General features: G+C 42.2%; 11 protein-coding genes. 6 read left to right on the top strand and 5 right to left on the bottom strand.

Features of this window, described 5'->3' with window-relative positions; all coding sequences use genetic code 11:
* Positions 1-100: 100 nt before the first annotated feature.
* Positions 101-3,925 carry a bifunctional proline dehydrogenase/L-glutamate gamma-semialdehyde dehydrogenase PutA gene (putA, locus tag AC0L4E_RS03100; protein WP_473681488.1) on the bottom strand — a complete coding sequence of 1,275 codons (3,825 nt, stop codon included), beginning with the start codon at positions 3,923-3,925 and terminating at the stop codon, positions 101-103.
* A gap of 608 nt (positions 3,926-4,533) precedes the next feature.
* Between putA and AC0L4E_RS03105 the strand changes: the two genes are divergently transcribed.
* Entirely contained in the window at positions 4,534-4,782 is a 249-nt protein-coding gene (locus tag AC0L4E_RS03105; protein WP_153913974.1) for a DUF3297 family protein, read from the top strand.
* Between the two features lie 124 nt (positions 4,783-4,906).
* On the opposite strand, the gene AC0L4E_RS03110 is transcribed toward AC0L4E_RS03105, so the two are convergent.
* A complete protein-coding gene (locus AC0L4E_RS03110; protein ID WP_473677955.1) occupies positions 4,907-5,782 on the bottom strand; it encodes a universal stress protein in 876 nt (291 codons plus the stop codon).
* Positions 5,783-5,910: 128 nt separating this feature from the next.
* Between AC0L4E_RS03110 and AC0L4E_RS03115 the strand changes: the two genes are divergently transcribed.
* Together AC0L4E_RS03115 and AC0L4E_RS03120 are read left to right on the top strand one after the other, a co-directional pair.
* Positions 5,911-7,128: a cation:proton antiporter gene (locus AC0L4E_RS03115; protein WP_473677956.1), complete on the top strand. Its 1,218-nt coding sequence runs from the start codon at positions 5,911-5,913 to the stop codon at positions 7,126-7,128.
* A gap of 194 nt (positions 7,129-7,322) precedes the next feature.
* The gene (locus tag AC0L4E_RS03120) at positions 7,323-7,964 is read left to right on the top strand and encodes a LysE family translocator (RefSeq protein WP_473677957.1); all 642 of its coding nucleotides are present in this window, start codon (positions 7,323-7,325) and stop codon (positions 7,962-7,964) included.
* A 114-nt stretch (positions 7,965-8,078) separates the two neighbouring features.
* Here AC0L4E_RS03120 and AC0L4E_RS03125 read toward each other — a convergent pair whose 3' ends face one another.
* The 3 genes from AC0L4E_RS03125 to AC0L4E_RS03135 form a co-directional block, all read right to left on the bottom strand.
* On the bottom strand, positions 8,079-9,140 hold the full coding sequence (locus AC0L4E_RS03125) for a flavin-containing monooxygenase (protein WP_473677958.1): 1,062 nt from the start codon (positions 9,138-9,140) through the stop codon (positions 8,079-8,081).
* 196 nt (positions 9,141-9,336) lie between these two features.
* The gene (locus AC0L4E_RS03130; RefSeq protein WP_473677959.1) at positions 9,337-11,772 is read right to left on the bottom strand and encodes a S8 family serine peptidase; all 2,436 of its coding nucleotides are present in this window, start codon (positions 11,770-11,772) and stop codon (positions 9,337-9,339) included.
* Positions 11,773-12,487: 715 nt separating this feature from the next.
* The gene (locus tag AC0L4E_RS03135) at positions 12,488-13,096 is read right to left on the bottom strand and encodes a protein-disulfide isomerase (RefSeq protein ID WP_473677960.1); all 609 of its coding nucleotides are present in this window, start codon (positions 13,094-13,096) and stop codon (positions 12,488-12,490) included.
* Positions 13,097-13,251: 155 nt separating this feature from the next.
* Between AC0L4E_RS03135 and AC0L4E_RS03140 the strand changes: the two genes are divergently transcribed.
* The 3 genes from AC0L4E_RS03140 to AC0L4E_RS03150 are packed head-to-tail and all read left to right on the top strand — an operon-like array spanning position 13,252 to position 19,156.
* The gene (locus tag AC0L4E_RS03140; protein WP_473677961.1) at positions 13,252-14,655 is read left to right on the top strand and encodes a TolC family protein; all 1,404 of its coding nucleotides are present in this window, start codon (positions 13,252-13,254) and stop codon (positions 14,653-14,655) included.
* Positions 14,652-15,983 carry an efflux RND transporter periplasmic adaptor subunit gene (locus AC0L4E_RS03145; protein ID WP_473677962.1) on the top strand — a complete coding sequence of 444 codons (1,332 nt, stop codon included), beginning with the start codon at positions 14,652-14,654 and terminating at the stop codon, positions 15,981-15,983. The genes AC0L4E_RS03140 and AC0L4E_RS03145 overlap by 4 nt, the downstream gene beginning before the upstream one ends.
* Positions 15,983-19,156, top strand: coding sequence for an efflux RND transporter permease subunit (locus AC0L4E_RS03150; protein WP_473677963.1), 3,174 nt, complete (start codon positions 15,983-15,985; stop codon positions 19,154-19,156). The genes AC0L4E_RS03145 and AC0L4E_RS03150 overlap by 1 nt, the downstream gene beginning before the upstream one ends.
* Positions 19,157-19,280: the final 124 nt, after the last annotated feature.

The following is a 19,280-nucleotide window of genomic DNA, read 5'->3' on the forward strand; positions in this document are numbered from 1 at the left end:
TATTAAATGCATTAAAAAAAGCGAACCATGTGTGGTTCGCTTTTTTATAATTACATCAAATGCACACTTACCTGTTTAAGGCTAGGTTGATAAAGGAGTATTAATCATCTTCAACTAACGTCATCAGAGAAGTGTTACCACCGGATGCGGTGATATCAATGCTCACGGTTTTTTCTGTCAGTAGACGCTGGATCAAGTTATCGAAATATTCAGAACTGATCACAGGTAAAATTGCGCCCTGACGTTCAGCTAATTTCTCACTGATGTAATGTTTGCGATCGCAATTACCATCAATAACCACACCCGATAATTTAGGGTGAGCCAATAGTGTTGGTAAATGACGGTGCCTTGCCACTTGGAAGATATTTTTATCAGCGCCGGTGGCGATTAATTTATCTCTAAATACCAAGGCTTCATCATGGTACAAATCAGACACCACAGTGATAACAGTATTACCTGTTGCCAATGCGGTGACGATTGAGAGAACCCAAAAGTGGAAGCTGACGTTTTCGTCGGCAAAACAAATAATATTACCGCGGTTTTCCAAATAAAGGATATTAGATTCACCTGTTGGTCCAGGCAACACCTTAGGCTTTTTCAAGCGCTTTTCAATATCAATTAATTGTTCACGAGAGACCTTTAAGGTGTAATTTAAATCGTCTGCCAAATCATCAACAATATCAACATGGGCAATTTTAGCTAGTAATTGACGTACACAAGAGGTACGAGTATTTAAGTCGGTTAAGCGCCACTGTTTTTCAACTTCATTGGCTCTATCCATCAACAGTGTTGCTTCGGATATAGATTGTTCATCACAATCTTTTTCAATGGCTTGCGGCGGTAATAAGTCAAAATCATCAACATCAGGCGTGGCTTTTTCTTTTACCAAACGTGTTAGATAATTTGGCCCACCGGCTTTTGGACCTGTCCCTGAAAGACCACGGCCACCAAATGGTTGTACACCGACAATCGCACCAATCATATTGCGGTTGATATAGACATTACCAGCACGCGATAAACGGGCTAGATCGATTGCTCTGTGCTCTATTCGGGTGTGTATTCCCATGGTTAAGCCAAAACCTGTACCATTAATACTATCGATGACATTTTCTATGTCATCGCCTTTAAAGCGAACCACATGGACACATGGACCAAATACTTCACGCTTTAATACACTAATATCATTGATTTCATAAAGGCGCGGCGCAAAGAAGAAGTGTTCATTGTCAGCGACTTCAGTTGATATATCGCATTGATATAGCAACTTACCATAGTCTCTCATGTAGTCACTGTGGGCGTTTAATGCGCTCAGTGCTTTTTGATCGATAACAGGGCCAATATCAGTACTGAGGAATTCAGGATTACCAACGTGTAATTCAGCCAGTGCGCCCTTCAGCATGGTAATGACATTATCAGCTATATCTTCTTGTAGAAATAACACCCGCAGCGCCGAGCAGCGTTGGCCTGCAGACTGGAAACCAGATGAAATAACATCATCCACCACTTGCTCAGGTAAGGCGGTTGAATCAACGATCATACAGTTTTGACCGCCTGTTTCAGCAATCAAAGGCACTTGGTGGCCGCCGCGCTCAGACAAGATTTGCGAAATTTTAGTGCCAGTTTCAGTTGAGCCTGTAAACATCACAGTTTGAATGCGCTCATCTGGCAAGATAACACTACCGACTAAGTTACCAGGGGCGATCACAGCTTGGACAACACCATTAGGAAGGCCAACATACTCCATCAGCTCAATAGCACGTAGAGCAATTAAGCTGGTTTGCTCAGCAGACTTTGCTAACACGGTATTACCGGTGGCAATGGCTGCAGCAACTTGACCTAAGAAGATAGCTAACGGGAAGTTCCATGGGCTAATACATAACACGACGCCGCGAGGCTCTAAGCGGTCATCTTCTGCTAATTCAATTGCTCGGTTAGCGTAATAACGGCAAAAATCGACGGCTTCGCGCACTTCATCGATACCGTCTTGGGCGACTTTACCAGCTTCTTTAATACATAAAGCTATTAGCTCATCGGTATGGCGTTCTAGGATATCTGCGATACGGGTTAATAACGCGGCGCGTTCAATGACAGACACTTGTGACCATGAAGCGAATGCGGTTTGCGCAGTGTCGATCATCCCAAGCATTGCATCTTTATCGTGGAAATGGTGATAGCCAATGATTTCATTGTGATTGGCTGGGTTTTTCACCGCTACCGCACCTTCTGGCACATCAGTGGCATTAAGTTGTTTGCTAGTGAACCAGTTATCAAGTGACTCTTTTAGCGGCGTGATCTCGTTGATGTTGGTTAAGTCTAAACCTTTTGAGTTATCACGATTTTCGCCATCTTCACTGTAATATAATGCAATCGGTTTAAGGATTTGCTGATTGTATTTCTCTTTTAATCGCTGAGTTTTTTCTACTGGGTCTTCAAGTAGTGACTCAACCGGTTTTGACTCATCAACAATGGCATTAACGAATGATGAGTTAGCACCGTTTTCCAATAAACGACGAACCAAATAAGCGAGTAGATCTTCATGGTGACCCACTGGCGCATAGATTCGACATTGAATATGCTCGCCACTGACAATTTGATCATAAAGTGAATCGCCCATGCCGTGTAAGCACTGGAATTCAAAACCTTCTTTATCATCACCAGCAAGCTCTACAATAGTCGCTGCTGTATAAGCATTATGTGTCGCAAATTGCGGGTAAATAGTGTCTCTGTAGCCTAATAATTTATTAGCACAGGCATGGAATGACACATCGGTCGATGACTTACGGGTGAAAACAGGGAAGTGCTTATGACCGTCCTTTTGGGCATTCTTAATTTCGGTATCCCAATAGGCGCCTTTTACCAAGCGGACCATCATTCTACGTCCAACACGAACGGTTAATTCACGTAGCCAATCGACCACAAAAATCGCACGTTTTTGATAGGCTTGTAAGGCAATACCAAAGCCATTCCAGCCAGCTAAATCATCGTCACTAAACACAGCTTCGATAACATCAAGTGAGATGTCTAATCGCTCTGACTCTTCAGCATCAACGGTCAAGCCGATATTATATTTTTTGGCCTGCAAACATAGTGCTTTAAGCTTTGGCACTATTTCATTCATCACTCGCGATTTATGGGTAAATTCGTAACGAGGGTGAATAGCGGAAAGTTTAACTGAAATGCCGGGGACTTTTCTTGGGTCATTTTTACCCGACGCTTGGGCGACTTTACCAATGGCTTCGATGGCGTCTTGGTACGATGCTAAATAACGGTCGGCATCGTCCATAGTACGTGCGCCTTCGCCGAGCATGTCGTAGGAATATACATAACCTTGTTGTTCTTTTGTGGCGGCACGCTCCGTTGCTGCGACAATAGTTTCGCCCATCACAAACTGCTTACCCATGATTTTCATGGCGTAGTTCATTGAAGTTCGAATCACGGGCTCGCCTAATCGGCCAATGGTTTTCTTTAATAATCCAAAGCGATCTTTAGTGCGCTTATCTGCATAGTCTACCACTGAGCCTGTGATCAATAAGCCCCATGAAGAAGCATTCACAAATAATGAGTCACTGCTGCCTAAATGGTTACTCCATTGGCCTTGAGAGATTTTGTCGCGAATAAGTACATCTTGGGTATGTTTATCAGGTACGCGTAAAAGTGCTTCTGCCAAGCACATCAATACCACGCCTTCTTCACTTGAGAGTGAGTATTCATTAAGTAAGGAATCAATCGCGCCATTACCAGATTGATCTTGGCGAATTTTCAACACCATTTGGCGTGCTCGTTCCCAAGCCTTACTTCGGGCGCTAACGTTAATTTCTGCTAGAGGGAGAATATGATCTACGGCGATGTTTTCATCTATACGATAAAAATCGCGAATTTTTTGACGGATTGGACAGTCAGAAATTAACTTACCTTCAAATAGCATGTGCTTGTCCCCAAACATGAGTAAATATTGCGTCATCGGCAATTCAAATTATTTCAATAATTATTATTATAGTTGTCCGATAACAGCAGTTGAGTGCTGTTTCAATACGCTACTGAAACATTATTTATTCTTAGCAAATTATTTTTTTATAAAGTGTGATTTACCTTCAATAATTCTAGGTGTGAATATCCTCCATCTAGCACTTCTGTGTCAATACTCATTTAGTCAAAAAGATGTAAAGTTTTTTAACGAATTTAACTCGCCGTTAACCTTTGTTGGTGCTAATTTTTATCCTGTCCGCTATAAGCTGTAATTTGCTTATTAACGTGTCTTTTAAACTAAGATTATAAATCCGTTTTTAAGCATCTGTTTTCTTGTTAAGTTCTACCAGATTCATCATTGTTTTGTTCGCGTAATTATCAACGCTATAAGGTTACTTTTATGGTCAGTTCTGTTTTAAACGACGACTAGGGAGTTAAGTGATACTGGCACCGCTAATCAAACATCCTTGCTGCTACATTTATTAATGAGTATATGATGGCTGCACTTGAGCAAAGCGCCTGTATTGCCTACAATAGCGCTAGATTCTATTACTACAGAGCATGCTCATGAACGATACAACTTCACAACCCGCTTTACCTGATCGCCTTTCTGTTAATCCACGCAGCCCACATCATGTTGAAGCTGTTTTTGAAAATGACATTGGCATCAAAGTTAATGGCAAAGAACGTTTTGATGTTGAAGAGTACTGCATCAGTGAAGGTTGGGTAAAAGTGCCAGCAGGCAAGGCGTTAGATCGTCGCGGCCAACCTTTATTAATGACAATTAAAGGCACAGTTGAAGCATTTTACCGTTAAATAATACGGTAAAATTGCACATATATAAGGCTTAGCAATCAATTGCTAAGCCTTTTTTGTTTAGCATCATAGTGCGATAGTTTTGCGTCATATCAGTTAATCCATCAGTTCGTCTGCCAATTTATTAATCAATGGCTTGCTGAGGAACCAATAAAATATTACTGCGGCTTCGCGCTAAAATAGCCTCTGATGTATTGCCTATCACTCTGCCTATAATCCCTTGTCGCTGCACTGCGCCCATGACTAAGTATTCCGCCTTTAATCGACAGCTGAGTTCAAATAAACACATATCAGCGTTACCTGCCAAAATATGAACATGGTCTCGGTCAATGCCAATTTGTTCTAAGGTTTGTTGGTGCTTATCGTAAGCTTCTTTAATCAGTACCCGGCTATTTAATATATCCATATCGCGTAATATCTTAGGGATCCGAATAACAAAACCAAGGTGGATCTCCTGACCTGTTATTTCAGCTAGACGGTGTGCTTGGTTAATCACTGCTTGATTCAATGCTTTTTTAGCGGGCTTGTTACTGCCTAAATCCACCGCCATTAAAATTGCCCCTGCTTTATTAAGTAGATTATGGGTTAATAGCATTAGTGGTATTTTGGTGTGGCGGATCAGTTGCCAATCAACAGGCAGAAAATGCTCGGACTCATGGATTGCTTTTATCATCATCGCGTATTGCCGCGGTTTAGCATGTTGGCTGGCATGCTCGGCTAGATTTTTACACCATGTGATGTTGAATGGGATATCAGTTGTAGTCATGTCAGCAGCTATATCGCTGATTTGTTGTTCTAGTTCTAGTTTTTGTTTAGCTAAAATTTGCTGGCGTACATCAGCGGCGATTCGTGGATTATAGTAGGCATCGCCGCTGAATGATTCATAGCTATAGGCTGCTATTTCAGGCTGTAAATTCATTTTTTTAGCTAGCTCAACTCCTGCACTCACCGCATTGGCTTGCTGCTGATTTTTTTGAGCAATAATATATAGCTTATCCATGGCAACCTCCTGATATATTCCTTATACATTACCTAAGTCAAATGTAGCAAAACAGCTGATTTACTCCTTGATCTTTATCATTGAAGCGCTCAATATTTAATCAAAGGCGCAGCAGTTAGGAGGCGTATATGACAGTAGAGCAGTTCATTATTGCGTTATGCTTAATTCTGCTTTGCGGCAAGGTTTTAGGGAGTATATTTGAGCGACTTCAATTACCTGCTGTCGTCGGTGAAATTTTAGCGGGTTTACTGCTTGGACCGACATTGTTGAATGTGGTTACCCCAGATGCCACATTGGCCGTTGTTGCTGAACTCGGCGTTATTTTATTACTGTTTTCAATTGGCTGCGAAACCTCAATTAAGCGTTTATCTCAAGCGGGAGGACGCGCTGCGCTAGTCGCTGTTTTGGGGATCGTTATTCCTATTATTATGATTGGAATAAGTAGTGCCTATTACCTGACTGATTCCTATTTTACCGCGCTGTATTTAGGCTGCGCGTTAACCGCCACCAGTATTGGTATATCGCTTAGGGTTTTAGCTCAAACTCAACAATCACAAACCCCGGTAGGTAATGTGATTTTAGGCGCTGCTGTTATCGATGATATTGCAGGCGTCATTTTGCTAAGTCTGTTGTTTAACTTCGCAAGCTTTGGGGAGTTTGATTTAGTCAGTTCGTTAATACTGACCGCCAAAGTACTGCTTTTTTTGATTTTAACACCACCAGTGACGCGCGGTTTCTTGTATCTGGCTCGTGCTCTCAAACCCTTGGCCGATAAATCAGGTTATGAAGTGATCATTACCATGGTGCTCATTTGCCTATTTTCGTGGTTAGCACATTGGTTTGGCGCGCCTGCGCTATTGGGCGGTTTTGCTGTGGGATTAGCATTAAGCCGGCAATTTACTTCACCATTGAATCGCTATTTAGTGAATCCTTTTCCCTTTACTCACAAAATGGAAATATCGACAAAGACTATGGTCGATGTGTTTGCGCCGATATTTTTTGTGTATGTGGGGATTCGCTTAGATTTAAGCCAGCTAGATTATAGCTCTGGCGGGATCATGCTGTTGGTTTGGTTGTCGCTGCTGGCTATTGTAAGTAAGTTGCTTGCAGGTTGGTTTGGCGGAAAAACATGGCAAGCCAAAGCGGTGGTGGGCAGCGCCATGATCCCAAGAGGTGAAGTGGGTTTAGTGTTTGCTGAACTTGGTTATCAAATGGGAATTATTGATAGTAAGTTATTTACTGAATTAGTAGTGATTATTGCGATAACCACCTTAGTGGGGCCGATGATGCTCAAGTGGAGTATTAAGCAACAGATCAAGGTATTAGCTCAAGTTAAGCTTAATTAAAGCCTGACTTTAGCTCTCTGTTTAAGCCTAATAAAGGCTGCTTGAAGGAGTTTATAGCTGCTGTTTTTAAGTTTTAGATGCCAGCTGTAAACAAACTCTGCCGACTGTAGCTCACATTTAAAAACAACATGACTTTTATTCATGTTGGATAGCTGTAAAATCCGCGCCTTGTTTAATCACTAATGCAATTCATCATGATCGATCTGGCTTTACTTCCTGTTTATTTAACTACTGTCGTGGCGTTACTGTTAATTCCTGGACCTGACATGCTTTTGATTGCCAGCTCGAGTTTGAGTTATGGCCGTAAAGTAGGGGTATACGCAAGCTTTGGCAATGCAACTTCAGGGTTGATACTAACCTTACTAGCGGCGATGGGCGTGTCGGCATTAGTGGCGATGAACCCTATGGCACTTGAAGTGCTAAGAGTTTTAGGTGGTGCTTACTTATTAAAAATGGGCTGGGATTGTATGCGCAGTAGCGCAGCGGATGCTCCAGAAATTGAGCAGCAAAATAACTTAGCCAAATTACTGTATCGCCGTGCGGTTTTTAGTAACTTACTGAACCCGAAAGCACTAATATTCTTCGTGCTGTTTTTACCGCAATTTGTGTCAACTCAACTTTCTGCGAGTTCTGGTGAACAAATGCTAGCACTGGGGTTATTGCTTAATGTGATGGGACTGTTGTTCAACTTACTGTTAGTGGCACTCGTTGGCTGCTTAGGTAAACCATTACTTAAGAATGACAAGTTTCGCACTTACCAAAACAAGTTTATGGGTGTGATATTTTTCGCATTAGCGATTTGGCTGTTGGCATCACAAGTACAAAACATCAGTTAAGCTTAGTTAAATTACTAGCTAATTAAAAAAGCGCAATGAGTCTCGACTCAGTGCGCTTTTTTGTTTGCGATGTTTAGCGTATTACCGCATTAAATTTAAACTTTTATCTTATGCTTATGCGGCTTGAGCCTGCTTTGAAATGTAACCCATCAAGTACTCTGCATCTTTATAAACCCCGCCAAGAGTGGCTGAGCCACGGGTGTATAACCATGGCAAGCCGATAAAATATAACCCTTCGACATCATTACTGACGCCGCGGTAGTTGCTGGGGTAATTCATTTCATCAAATGAGATACCGTCAATCCAAAAGAAGTTAGGTTTGAAGCCGGTTGCCCAGATAATATTTTTAATACTACTGACGCTACCTTTTTGGAAGGTAATGCTACTTTCATCTGCCGATAATGTGCGTCCCATATGGATGACATTATCTTTAGCGAGTAAGGATTTAACGTCAGTGCCAATAACTGGTTGAACCCCATTACTTAGCCATTTGCCAATGCGGCTATAGCGGTTAACTGATAAGAAGCCAATTTTAGTAAACCACCACCATAGTGTTTTACCCAAAAAGGTTTGTGGTATTGCTTTAATTTGATCGGTACCTGAAAAGTATGCTGTGCGGCCTGTATCGGCAATTTCAGATAAAATCTGCACCCCAGAGTCACCAGCACCTACGACCAAGCAATCACCATCTTGAAGCTGCTCCGCATTTTTATAATTTTCGCTATGCAGTTGAGTGACTTCTTTTGCCACATTTTCATGGCAAGCTGGAGTATACGGGGTGTGGAATGGTCCTGTGGCAACAATCACTTGTTTTGCCTGAAACTGACTTGTGGCAGTTTTTATATCAAAAATACCATTAACTTTAGTGACAGAAGTGACTTTTTGATTGAACTCAATTGGGATATTGAAGGTGTCTACGTAGCTTTTAAGGTAATCAGCCACTTCATATTTATTGGGGTAATACCCTTTAGGGAAAGGAAACTTCATTCCTGGTAGATGATTGTATTCGGTCGGGGTAAAAAGTTTTAATGAATCCCAGCGTTTTAACCAAGGAGCACCGATACCATCGTTAGCATCGAGAATGAGAAAATCTTTATTATGTTGGCCTAAATTGTATGCCATAGATAGCCCAGATTGCCCTGCGCCAATGATGATGAAGTCTTTGATGGTATTCAACTGCGTGGTTCTCGTTATTATTTTTGCGCGCTATTGTAGCAGAAGTGAGCCTGTGCATCTGAAACACAATTAAATTAGTCTCTGCTGTAGTGTAAAGCTGATTATTTTCAAAAGGGTAGCAGTGAAATGTAAAAATGCCTGCCAGAGGGGAGCTGACAGGCATGAACACACTATAAATAACTAATCAGAGTTAACGTTATTGAAACGTTAGCTGCCAATTATTAATGGTGCCAGTGTCGCGTCTTGCACTGTCTACAGCTTTTAGTGTCCAGTCGCCTGCAGACTCAACACCTGTCATATCAACAGTATAGGTTTTAACAATATCGTTAGCACTGCCACCACTGTTGTCATGCAATACCGCCACTTGACCTGTTGGGCTGTATAGCTCAACTTTTAAGTCGCCAATATAAGTATGGCTAATATTGACACTGACAGTGATTTCACCAGAGTCGCCAGTGCGAGCCGCTGATAAAGTACTGCTAACACCGACGCTACTATTATCTGGGATGTTGTAGCTAGTGTTATTGGTGTAAGTTGCCGCGCCGCCAGTACCACCACCTGAACCGCCACCTGATGCTTCAGTATAGTTAGCCACTAAACTTACACCACTAAATGCACTGTAACCACGAACCATCACATGGTATATGCCTGTTTGCACCGTTGTAATTGGGCAAGACTCTGCATTTCCGCCTTTCCAAGGACGACAATCATAACTGCTGGTGGTTGGTGCTGCGCCATATTGAACGTATAAGTCAGCATCACCGCTGCCGCCGCTCATGGTAAAGCTTAAATCTGTTGCGCCTGCTGGCACATCAATGGTGTAAAATAGTTCATCACCTGTTCCACCACTGAGATTAGATTTAGCAACGCCATTTACAAGCTCGTCTTCGCCAACTCCAGTGCCAGGATCGGTAGGTCCAGTACATGACGCATCGAGGTAGGCTTTTGCCGCTTCAGCATCAACTAAACCGTAACCAGTTTGGTTATCACGACCTGCAATAGACAGATCCTCAGCTGTAGCATTAAGCGCTGCACGAATTTCCGCGGCGCTACATTGCGGGTGGTGACTCCAAACTAGCGTAGCAACACCTGACACATGTGGCGTCGCCATTGATGTGCCGTTGTAGTATTCATAATCTTCATTATCGGTATTTGTTACAGTGACAGAGGCGCCAACTTGATTACGCAAAGCTAAGCCAGTTGCGCGATCAACAGATACAGATACAATCGGTGCTTCGTTATTGCTGTCTACCAAAAACGGATTTTGTAGCCCAGGTAATGCAGTATTACTGTAAACAATAGATGCACTTGCGCCCGCTGCTTCACAGGCTTTAACTGCATCGATATCTGGGTAGCTGCTGCCTTGGTTACCGACACGCTCAACTAAACAAATTTTATTGCTCATATTGCCACAATTAAAGCTGCTACCAGTGACCGAACATTCTGCTAATTCGCCAGTTGCAGTGCCAATAAATGGCGTGCTGACATGGTTTGAGCCTGATAATACATAACGGTTATGAGGCACAATACCGCTGTCAAAATAAGATTGACCATTGATGGTAATATCCGCTAAACGACCTTCGCCTCGTGTAACCGTTGATAAAATTGCTTCACCAGGACCTGATATTTCAACTTGGGCTGTGTATTGCGAAAACGCTGCATGATCTTTGTTGCTATCAACCGCGGCAACCGACATCACAGAGTCATACGATGCAGGGTAACTCAAGGTGTCATTACCATCATTACCTGCTGCAGCAATCAGTAATACGCCGTTATTTTCATGGGCGGCGAGGGCGTTTCTTTCAGTATTACTAGAGCCTGTTCCCCCTAAACTCATGGTCACGACATCAGCATTGTTATTGACACAAGTATCTACTGCAGCAACAAGGTCTGAAGAGTAACCCCAGCCAGATGCATTAAACACTTTAATCACGTGAATATTGGCGTTTTGGTTTGGCATAACACCGACAACACCTTCGTTGTTGGCGATAGCGGCAATGGTCCCTGCAACGTGAGTACCATGGGCATTGTTAGCGCCTGGCTCATACCAATTATTGGTGCCTGAGTTGTTGGTTCCGGTGACATTGTTAGCATTAAGGTCGTTATGACCTAAATCGTAACCTGAATCGATAATACAAATGGTGCGATTGCCTGCTTGGCTGTCACTGATTGCCGTCGCGCCTACATAGGTTTGGCCCCATGGTGTGGTTTCTGACAGTAATCGACGTGGGACGTCTTCTTCAACGTAATCGACATCAGCTCGGTATCTCAACGCTTGTAAGTTTTTATTATCGAGTTTGACACTGTAGCTATTACTGCGGCCGATACGTTTCATTTCTTTAGCGGAAACGCTGTTCATTGCACGAAAATGCGAGAACACTTCGTTACTTCTCGGCTCGTACTGAGCATCGTCAAAGGCATCAGAAGCGGCAGAGGTAGAAAATCCAGCTGCTGCAGCATTAGCGTTTTTGAACTTAACGATATAGCGCTTAGGTAGAGGGTTGTGCTGTTCTAACTGAGGTGAATTACTATTCACATTTGGTGTGAAAACAGGTGCCGCATTGAGACTGGCAGAGATCGAAAGCGCAAGGACTGAGAGTCCTAGCACTGTTGTTGCTTTGTTTTTAGTCATAACTATCTTCCATGTTATTCAGAGTAAAAAATTGTTTATTATTATTTTTGCAGCGTAAAACTCTATTTGAGTGAGCTGCGGCGATCAATGTATCTTTAGTTGTTACAATTGTAAAATTTATGTGAATATTTATTGATAGTTAAAAGAGCTGTATTTGTTGTTGTGCACTATTGAATAAATATTCACTATATTCTGGTGTTAATTGTTCTCTAAAGCGAAGTGTGTGATTTTATATTCAGTGATATGCGGTATTTATAGTGAGAGGGTTACTAGAACGATTAGCAGAGAGCTAAACAAGAAACATGATTAAGTTGCTGATTTAAATTAATAAAAAAAATATTAAAAATTTTATTAATTTACATTAGAGATCCTTAATAAAGATCTTTGTCAGTACTTCAGCATTTACTTAGCACTAAACAGTAGTTATTGAGGGGGAGTTTACGTTCAGATAGCCGCTAAAGTCTGTCTGATATCAAACAAGGTTTTTCTATTATTAAACGAGTTTAGTCGGTGGGAAATATTATCGATTAGATATGAGTTAAATCCGATTTTCGCTTGCTCTGTAGCGACAGTCTTATATTGACTATTTGCATTGATCGTTAGTGCTAGCGAATAAGCTGAGATAATTAATAAATATTCGCAGCTCAATAAAAAACACGGCCCTAGTGAGTTCGAGTTGGCCGTGTTTTTAACGTTCGCAAACATTGAATAAAGGTTATTTAAACCCAGCAATCTCTTTTTTCACAGCATCTACCACAGCATGTGGGCTGCTAATGTATTTTGAATGGTCGATAAAAATAGCGTTATCGCCAACGGTCATCACCATAGCTGGGAAGTTAGCTGTACCAATCATTTGTTGGATTTCAGCAATACCTTCAAGGACATATTCTGAGTCCATACTCAGTTCATCTCTGAAAATCTTATTTGATGGCGATAGCTTAAATTGCTCCACAATATCCATGAAATCATGCTTGGTATTTAATGGATTGCCTTCAATAAAGTGCGCTCTTTGCAGGGCATTAAGCACTGGTAACTGTTTGTCAGCTTGTTTGCTTTGCATCCAACCCATTAAGTTTGCAGTTTTGATTGAGCTTTTAGGACTATTTGCATAGCGAATATAATCTCGACCAAACTTAAGACCACTGGCTCTTGCAGCAGCTTCCATTTGCTCTTCACCCGCGCTGTCTTTACCCGCATAGTGAGCAGCATGTAGCAAATGAGGCTTCATTTCTGGATAAGCTTCTTGTAAAGCATTCACTATGGGAGTGGCAGCATAGCTCCAAGGGCAATGTGAGTCGTAGATAAAGTAAAGCTCGGTGGTCATGGGCTGATTCTTGATTGAGTATCGATAAACCGATCCTAAATAGTTTGTCGGTAATATTCAATGTTTGTCAGCTGTATTCGTGGCCTTTACAAGCGTTAACCCTGTCTTAACCCTTCAATCGTTATGCTTTACCCAATATTAGCGGGAGAGCATCAATGACATTTCGATATTCCATAATTGCATTAGTGTTAACAAGTTTAGTGGGCTGCACTTTAAATGACAGTGCAAACTTCGCCACTCAGGCCAATGATAATCGCAATCAAACTCTTGAATTGTTGATAGAACAAGTCAATCAAGAAACAAAAGCTGAGACTAATGCTGCTGAAATAGACAGCGCCACCAGCTTGTTGCTGACCGACTTAGTCAGCGTTCCTGCGTTAAATAGTTATCTTGATGCTGCAATGCAAAATAGCCCAAGCCTTCAGCAAAGTATCATTGCGCTAAAAATTGCTTATGCGCAGCAAGGGGTCACTTCAGCTGATCGCTTACCGAGTGTGAGTGCAGGTTTTGATGCTCAAAATACTGAAGACAGTGATGAAAGCTATAGCGCTGATGTCACAGTGAGTTGGGAGTTGGATCTTTGGCAAAAAATTGCCGATAGCTCAGCAGCTGCGAGTAAAGATATCGAAGCGACTCAAGCCAGTCTCGATGCTGCAAAAAATCTTTTGGCCGCCAATATTATGCGTGGCTGGCTTGAAATTAGTGTTAATCAACAATTACTGGAAATTGAGCAACGCCGTTTAGCAGTACTTGCTCAAAACGAAACCTTAGTACTTGAGCGTTATCAAGCTGGACTTGGTTCATTAGAAGAGTTGGATAATGCTAAAAGCAGCAGTGCTTCAACTCGCGCAACCGTCGCTCAGTACCAAGAAAATGTGGCACAAAGTGAGCGAAGCTTAATGTTACTCACTGGTCAGTGGCAACCTGAAAATGAACTGCCAGCGCTGGAAACTGCTAACGAATTCCCCCACGTCATTAATCCGTTAGATGCTGTGCCTGTGCAAAATATGTCGGGGCGCCCAGATTTACAACAAGCCTTCTTTAGTATTGAAGCAGAGTCATTACGAACTGATGCAGCCTACAAAGCTATGCTGCCTTCCTTTAGCTTGTCAGCAAGTTTAACCGACATTGCTGACACCCCAAGTGAAGCACTATTAACTAACCCGCTTTGGAGCGTATTAGGCCAAATGTCAGCGCCGTTGTTTCAAGGCGGTAAATTAAAGTCACAAGCAGAAATTGCTCAATTGACCACTGAGCAAAGTTTCTGGGTATACCAAGAAACCCTACTTAATGCAGTTAACGAAGTGGAAAATGCCATTGGTCAAGAAAACTCGTTAACACTGCAACAAACTCATCTTGATGATGCCTTTTTAAGTTCACAACGTAGCATCGTGAGTTACGAGCAAAAGTATCGCCAAGGCTTAGTCGATATATTGGATTTACTCACTGTTCAGCAGCAATCCTACGATATTGAAGCAAAATTAACTAACACCACATACCAAAGATTATTGAACCGTATTGAATTAGGCCTAGCACTAGGTTTGGGAGTATCAGCATGAAGCAAATCATTACCCGTAAGTTAAAAAAGAATGCCTTAACGATTGCGATCACTTTAGCTGCTGCCGGTTCAATTTTTGTGGTTTCTGCCTACAACGGCAGCCAAATGGAACCAGGGCCTGAAAAAGGTAAATGGCCTGCTTCAACCAAAGTTGCCCCACAACAAATGGAACAAAATGCCGATAAACCATCAGACAGACTTGGGGCAAGTGAAACAGCTAAAAAGGCTGGGTCAGCATCATTACTTTCGCAAGTGGCTGTTCAGCCAACCCCAAGTGCGACTTACCAAGCAGAAGTCACAGGCTATGGTGAAACTAAGCCACGTTTCGAACTGACTTACACCAGCGAAATTAGCGGTCGCATTGAATGGCTTGCGGAAACCTTTGAGTCAGGCCGCGTTGTTAAACAAGGGGATTTGTTGGCTAAGCTTGATGACACTAGTTATCAGCAAGCGGTGTCACAGGCAAAAGCAGATGTAGCCACAGCGCAACTTGAGTTATTAGAAGAGCAACGTCAAGGCGAGCAAGCCCGCAGCGAATGGGAACGTTCAGGATTATCTGGAGAACCAAGTTCACCACTTGTGTTAAGAGAACCACAACTTGCTAGCGCGGAAGCGGCGTTAGAAAACGCACAAAAAACCTTAGCAAAAGCTGAGCGAGATCTTAACTTTACTGATATCACTGCTCCATTCGATGGCGTGATTGTCAGTCGTAATGTGCAATTAGGTAGCTTTATTAATGTCGGTGGTGAAGTGGCAATGCTGTATAGCGTTGATCGCATCGAGATTGAAATCCCGTTATCAGATAAGCAATGGGCCAACTTGCCTCAAGCAGTAATCAATGTTGATGCGGCTAAAAGTGACGAACTGACGCTTAATGAGAGCAATAACAGCACTCATCAGTGGAGTGCAACCATTTCATCTGCTGGCAGTGATAGTGATAACAGACAACAATGGACTGCTTATGTTGAGCGTACCCATCAATATGTGGCACAAGACACGCGTCAGCGTTCATTGGTACTCGTCGTTGAAAACCCACTGCAACAAGATACACCGCTTTACCCAGGTACTTTTGTGCAAGCCACCATTGAAGGTGTCACGATTGATTATCTTTGGGAGTTACCGTCTTCAGCACGCTCGCAACAAGGTGAAATCTGGACGGTAGATAACGAAGGCTTATTACAAAAGTCAACGGCAAATACCTTGTTTGAACGTCAAAATAAAATTTATGTTACGCCTACGCAAGATGAGTCTTTAGTTCAGGTGGTTAAACGCCCTTTAAGCAACTTTAAAGCTGGTATGAAGGTTATGCCAACGGTTGAGGAACTGTAATGAACAGCAATATCAATGACAAAGAACCGTTACCAAAAGGCATTATCTCGTGGTTTGCCCAAAACTCAGTAGCTGCAAATCTACTGATGATGGGCGTAATCATTGTCGGCCTGTTTTCATTCAATGATATCCGTAAAGAAGCGTTCCCAAGTTTAGAGCCTGACTTAGTCACTGTGTCGGTTACTTATGACAGCGGCGACCCAATTCGCGCTGAAGAAAGTATCGCAATGAAGATTGAAGAAGCCCTTGAAACCGTATCCGGTGTAAAGCGTATTACTTCAACTTCCGATGCTTCAGGCAGTCATGTGTCGATTGAAAAAGAAAGTAACTACAACTTAGATACTTTGCTAACTGATGTAAAAACCAAAGTCGATGCGATCAATAACTTGCCAAGCGAGGCTGACAACCCTGTTATTGACAAAGCGCGTCGTCAAGAGCACGCCATTTGGGTGCAACTATACGGTGATGCTGACCGCAAAACCTTACAAGATTTAGCTGAGCAGCTTAAATCTGACTTGCTAAGTCAAAGTGCCATACGTGACTTATCCATTAGTGCCACCTTAGACCCAATGATTTCAGTCGAGGTCAACGAGGTTAAGTTACAAGCTTATGGACTGACGCTGACAGATGTATCGAATGCCATTAATGCTGAATCATCAAGTAGCATTGTGACCAGCTTACGTAATGCCGATAAAACCGTGCGGTTAAAGGTGTCTGAGCAGGCCTATGAAGTTGAAGATTTTAAAAACATATCAGTATTAACCTATGCCGATGGTAGCCATATTTTACTGTCTGATATTGCAGTGGTTACCGACACCTTTGAAGAAGACACTTTTAGTTTATCTCGTTACAACGAGCAAAACTCAATGGGTATTCAGGTGGTTATGGATGAATACAGCGATGTGGTCGACATTGTCGAGCAAGCTAAACAAGTGGTTGAAAAATGGCGTAGCAGTAACTTATTACCTGAAAATGTTGAAATTGAAAGCTGGTACGACAAAAGTGATTTGATCACTGAGCGTTTATCTTTACTCGCTAAAAATGCCCTAAGCGGTATCGCGTTAGTGTTTATTATTTTAGCGCTGTTTTTAAATATCCGTGTTGCATTTTGGGTGGCTGCAAGTTTGCCATTTGTATTCAGCGGCACCTTGTTTTTCATGACCGATACCTTTACCGGCTTTACTTTAAATGAAATGACCACTTTTGGTTTTATCATGGCGCTGGGTATTGTGGTCGACGATGCGGTGGTGATTGGTGAGAGTATTTACACCACTCGTAAGCAAGAAGGCGACTCCATTAGAAGTACCATTATTGGTACCCATAAAGTGGCCGCACCAACTATTTTCGGGGTGTTAACCACAGTTGTTGCCTTTATGTCTATTGCTGCCATTGAAGGTAAGTTGGGCCAAATTTATGCGCAGTTTGGCATGATTGTGACCATCTGTTTATTGTTGTCATTAGTAGAGTCTAAGTTAATTTTGCCTGCGCATTTAGCACACGTTAATACTCAGCGAAATGATAAAAAAGGTTTCTGGAATACCATTCAACAAGCTGCGGATAATGGGCTTGATTGGTTCAATAATAACATTTACAAAAAGGTCATTAAGCAAGCACTTAAATTGCGCTATGCCGTGGTGATGGTATTTGTTGCCTTGTTTCTTTTAGTGATTGGTATGCCATTTACTGGTGGAGTGCGAGTTGCCTTTTTCCCTGAAATTGCTGGCGATACCGTTGTTGCAGATATTCGTATGTACAACGACAGCAGTTACGGCCAAACACAAACTAATTTAATGACACTTGAAGCTAACGCACTGGCGCTGGATAAAACCTTACGTGCTGACGTGGGTGAGGCTGATGACGCTGAATCAGATATTACGAGCATTCAGGTAACTGCGAGCGCGGATAAATCAGGTTCAGTGATTATCGAATTAGACAGTGATGCAGCTTATACAGCCCGTGACTTTGCAAATCAATGGACTGCGATGTCAGAGCAAATGGAAGGGGTTAGTAAGCTTAAAGTGATGGCAATGAAGGAGATGGTCGATAACTTTAAAGTTGAGTTAAAAGCCAATGACGATGCGCTATTAACTGAGGCAGCTAACAAGCTAAAGCAAGAATTACAGACTATTGATGGTGTCAGTGGTATCGATGACAACCTGGATTTAGGTGAGCCTCAATATCGTTTTGAGTTAACCCCTCAGGGTCGTGCGTTAGGCATGGATACCGCAGATTTAGCTAAGCAAGTCTTGCAAGCTTTTGGTGGTGATATTGTACAGCGTTTTCAGCGTGGTAAAGATGAAGTCAAAGTACGAGTTCGTTACCCAGAAGAGAACCGTCAAACCTTTGCTGACGTGACAACAGCCAATGTTAGAACACCTGATGGTACTGTCGTGCCGCTAATTTCGGTAGCGAATGTGTTTTCAGATTATCAACAATCAGAAATTACTCGTATCGACAATCAGCGTGCGGTTTATATTACTGCGGTTGTGGATAAAGAGGTTATTGCTTCAAATGAGTTAGTGACGCAATTACAACAAACCATGGTGCCGCAATTAAGTGCAGATTACCCAACGGTTAAAATCGACTTTACCGGTGAAGCAGAGCAACAAAAAGAATCGACAGATTCAATGCAATCGACCTTTGTACTTGCGCTTATTTTGATTTTTGCCTTACTGGCGATACCGCTTAAATCGTACGTACAGCCAGTGATCATTATGATTGCGATTCCATTTGGCATTGTCGGCGCGATTTTAGGGCACTGGTGGAATGATTTAACTATCAGTATTTTATCCCTTAACGGTATCTTGGCATTAAGCGGCGTAGTGGTGAACGACAGTTTATTGTTAGTGTCACGTTTTAATGAATTGGTGCGCGAGAAAAAAATGCCTATTGGTGAGGCGATTGAACAAGCGTGTACAGGTCGCTTACGTGCAGTACTGCTAACTTCGATTACGACATTTGCAGGTCTTGCACCGCTACTAAGTGAGACATCTATGCAGGCGCAGTTCTTGATCCCAGCGGCGGCGGCTTTAGGTTACGGTATTTTATTTGCCACTGTGATTACCTTGGTATTAACACCATCATTATTGATGATTCAAGCTGATGCTGGTCGCGGGATTGATAAGTTAAAGCATCGGGTTTTTGGCCAAGCTAAACCCATACAAACTCAGTAATATCATATTGAAATGTAATGATTAGTTTGCTTAGGTTAGACTGTGTCCATTAGATTGTGTTCTATTAGGATTAATAGTAAACCTTTAATCTAATACCTGAAATGCACGCACTGAATTTGAGTTA

It is taken from the genome of Shewanella sp. GJ50-10 (assembly GCF_055808815.1).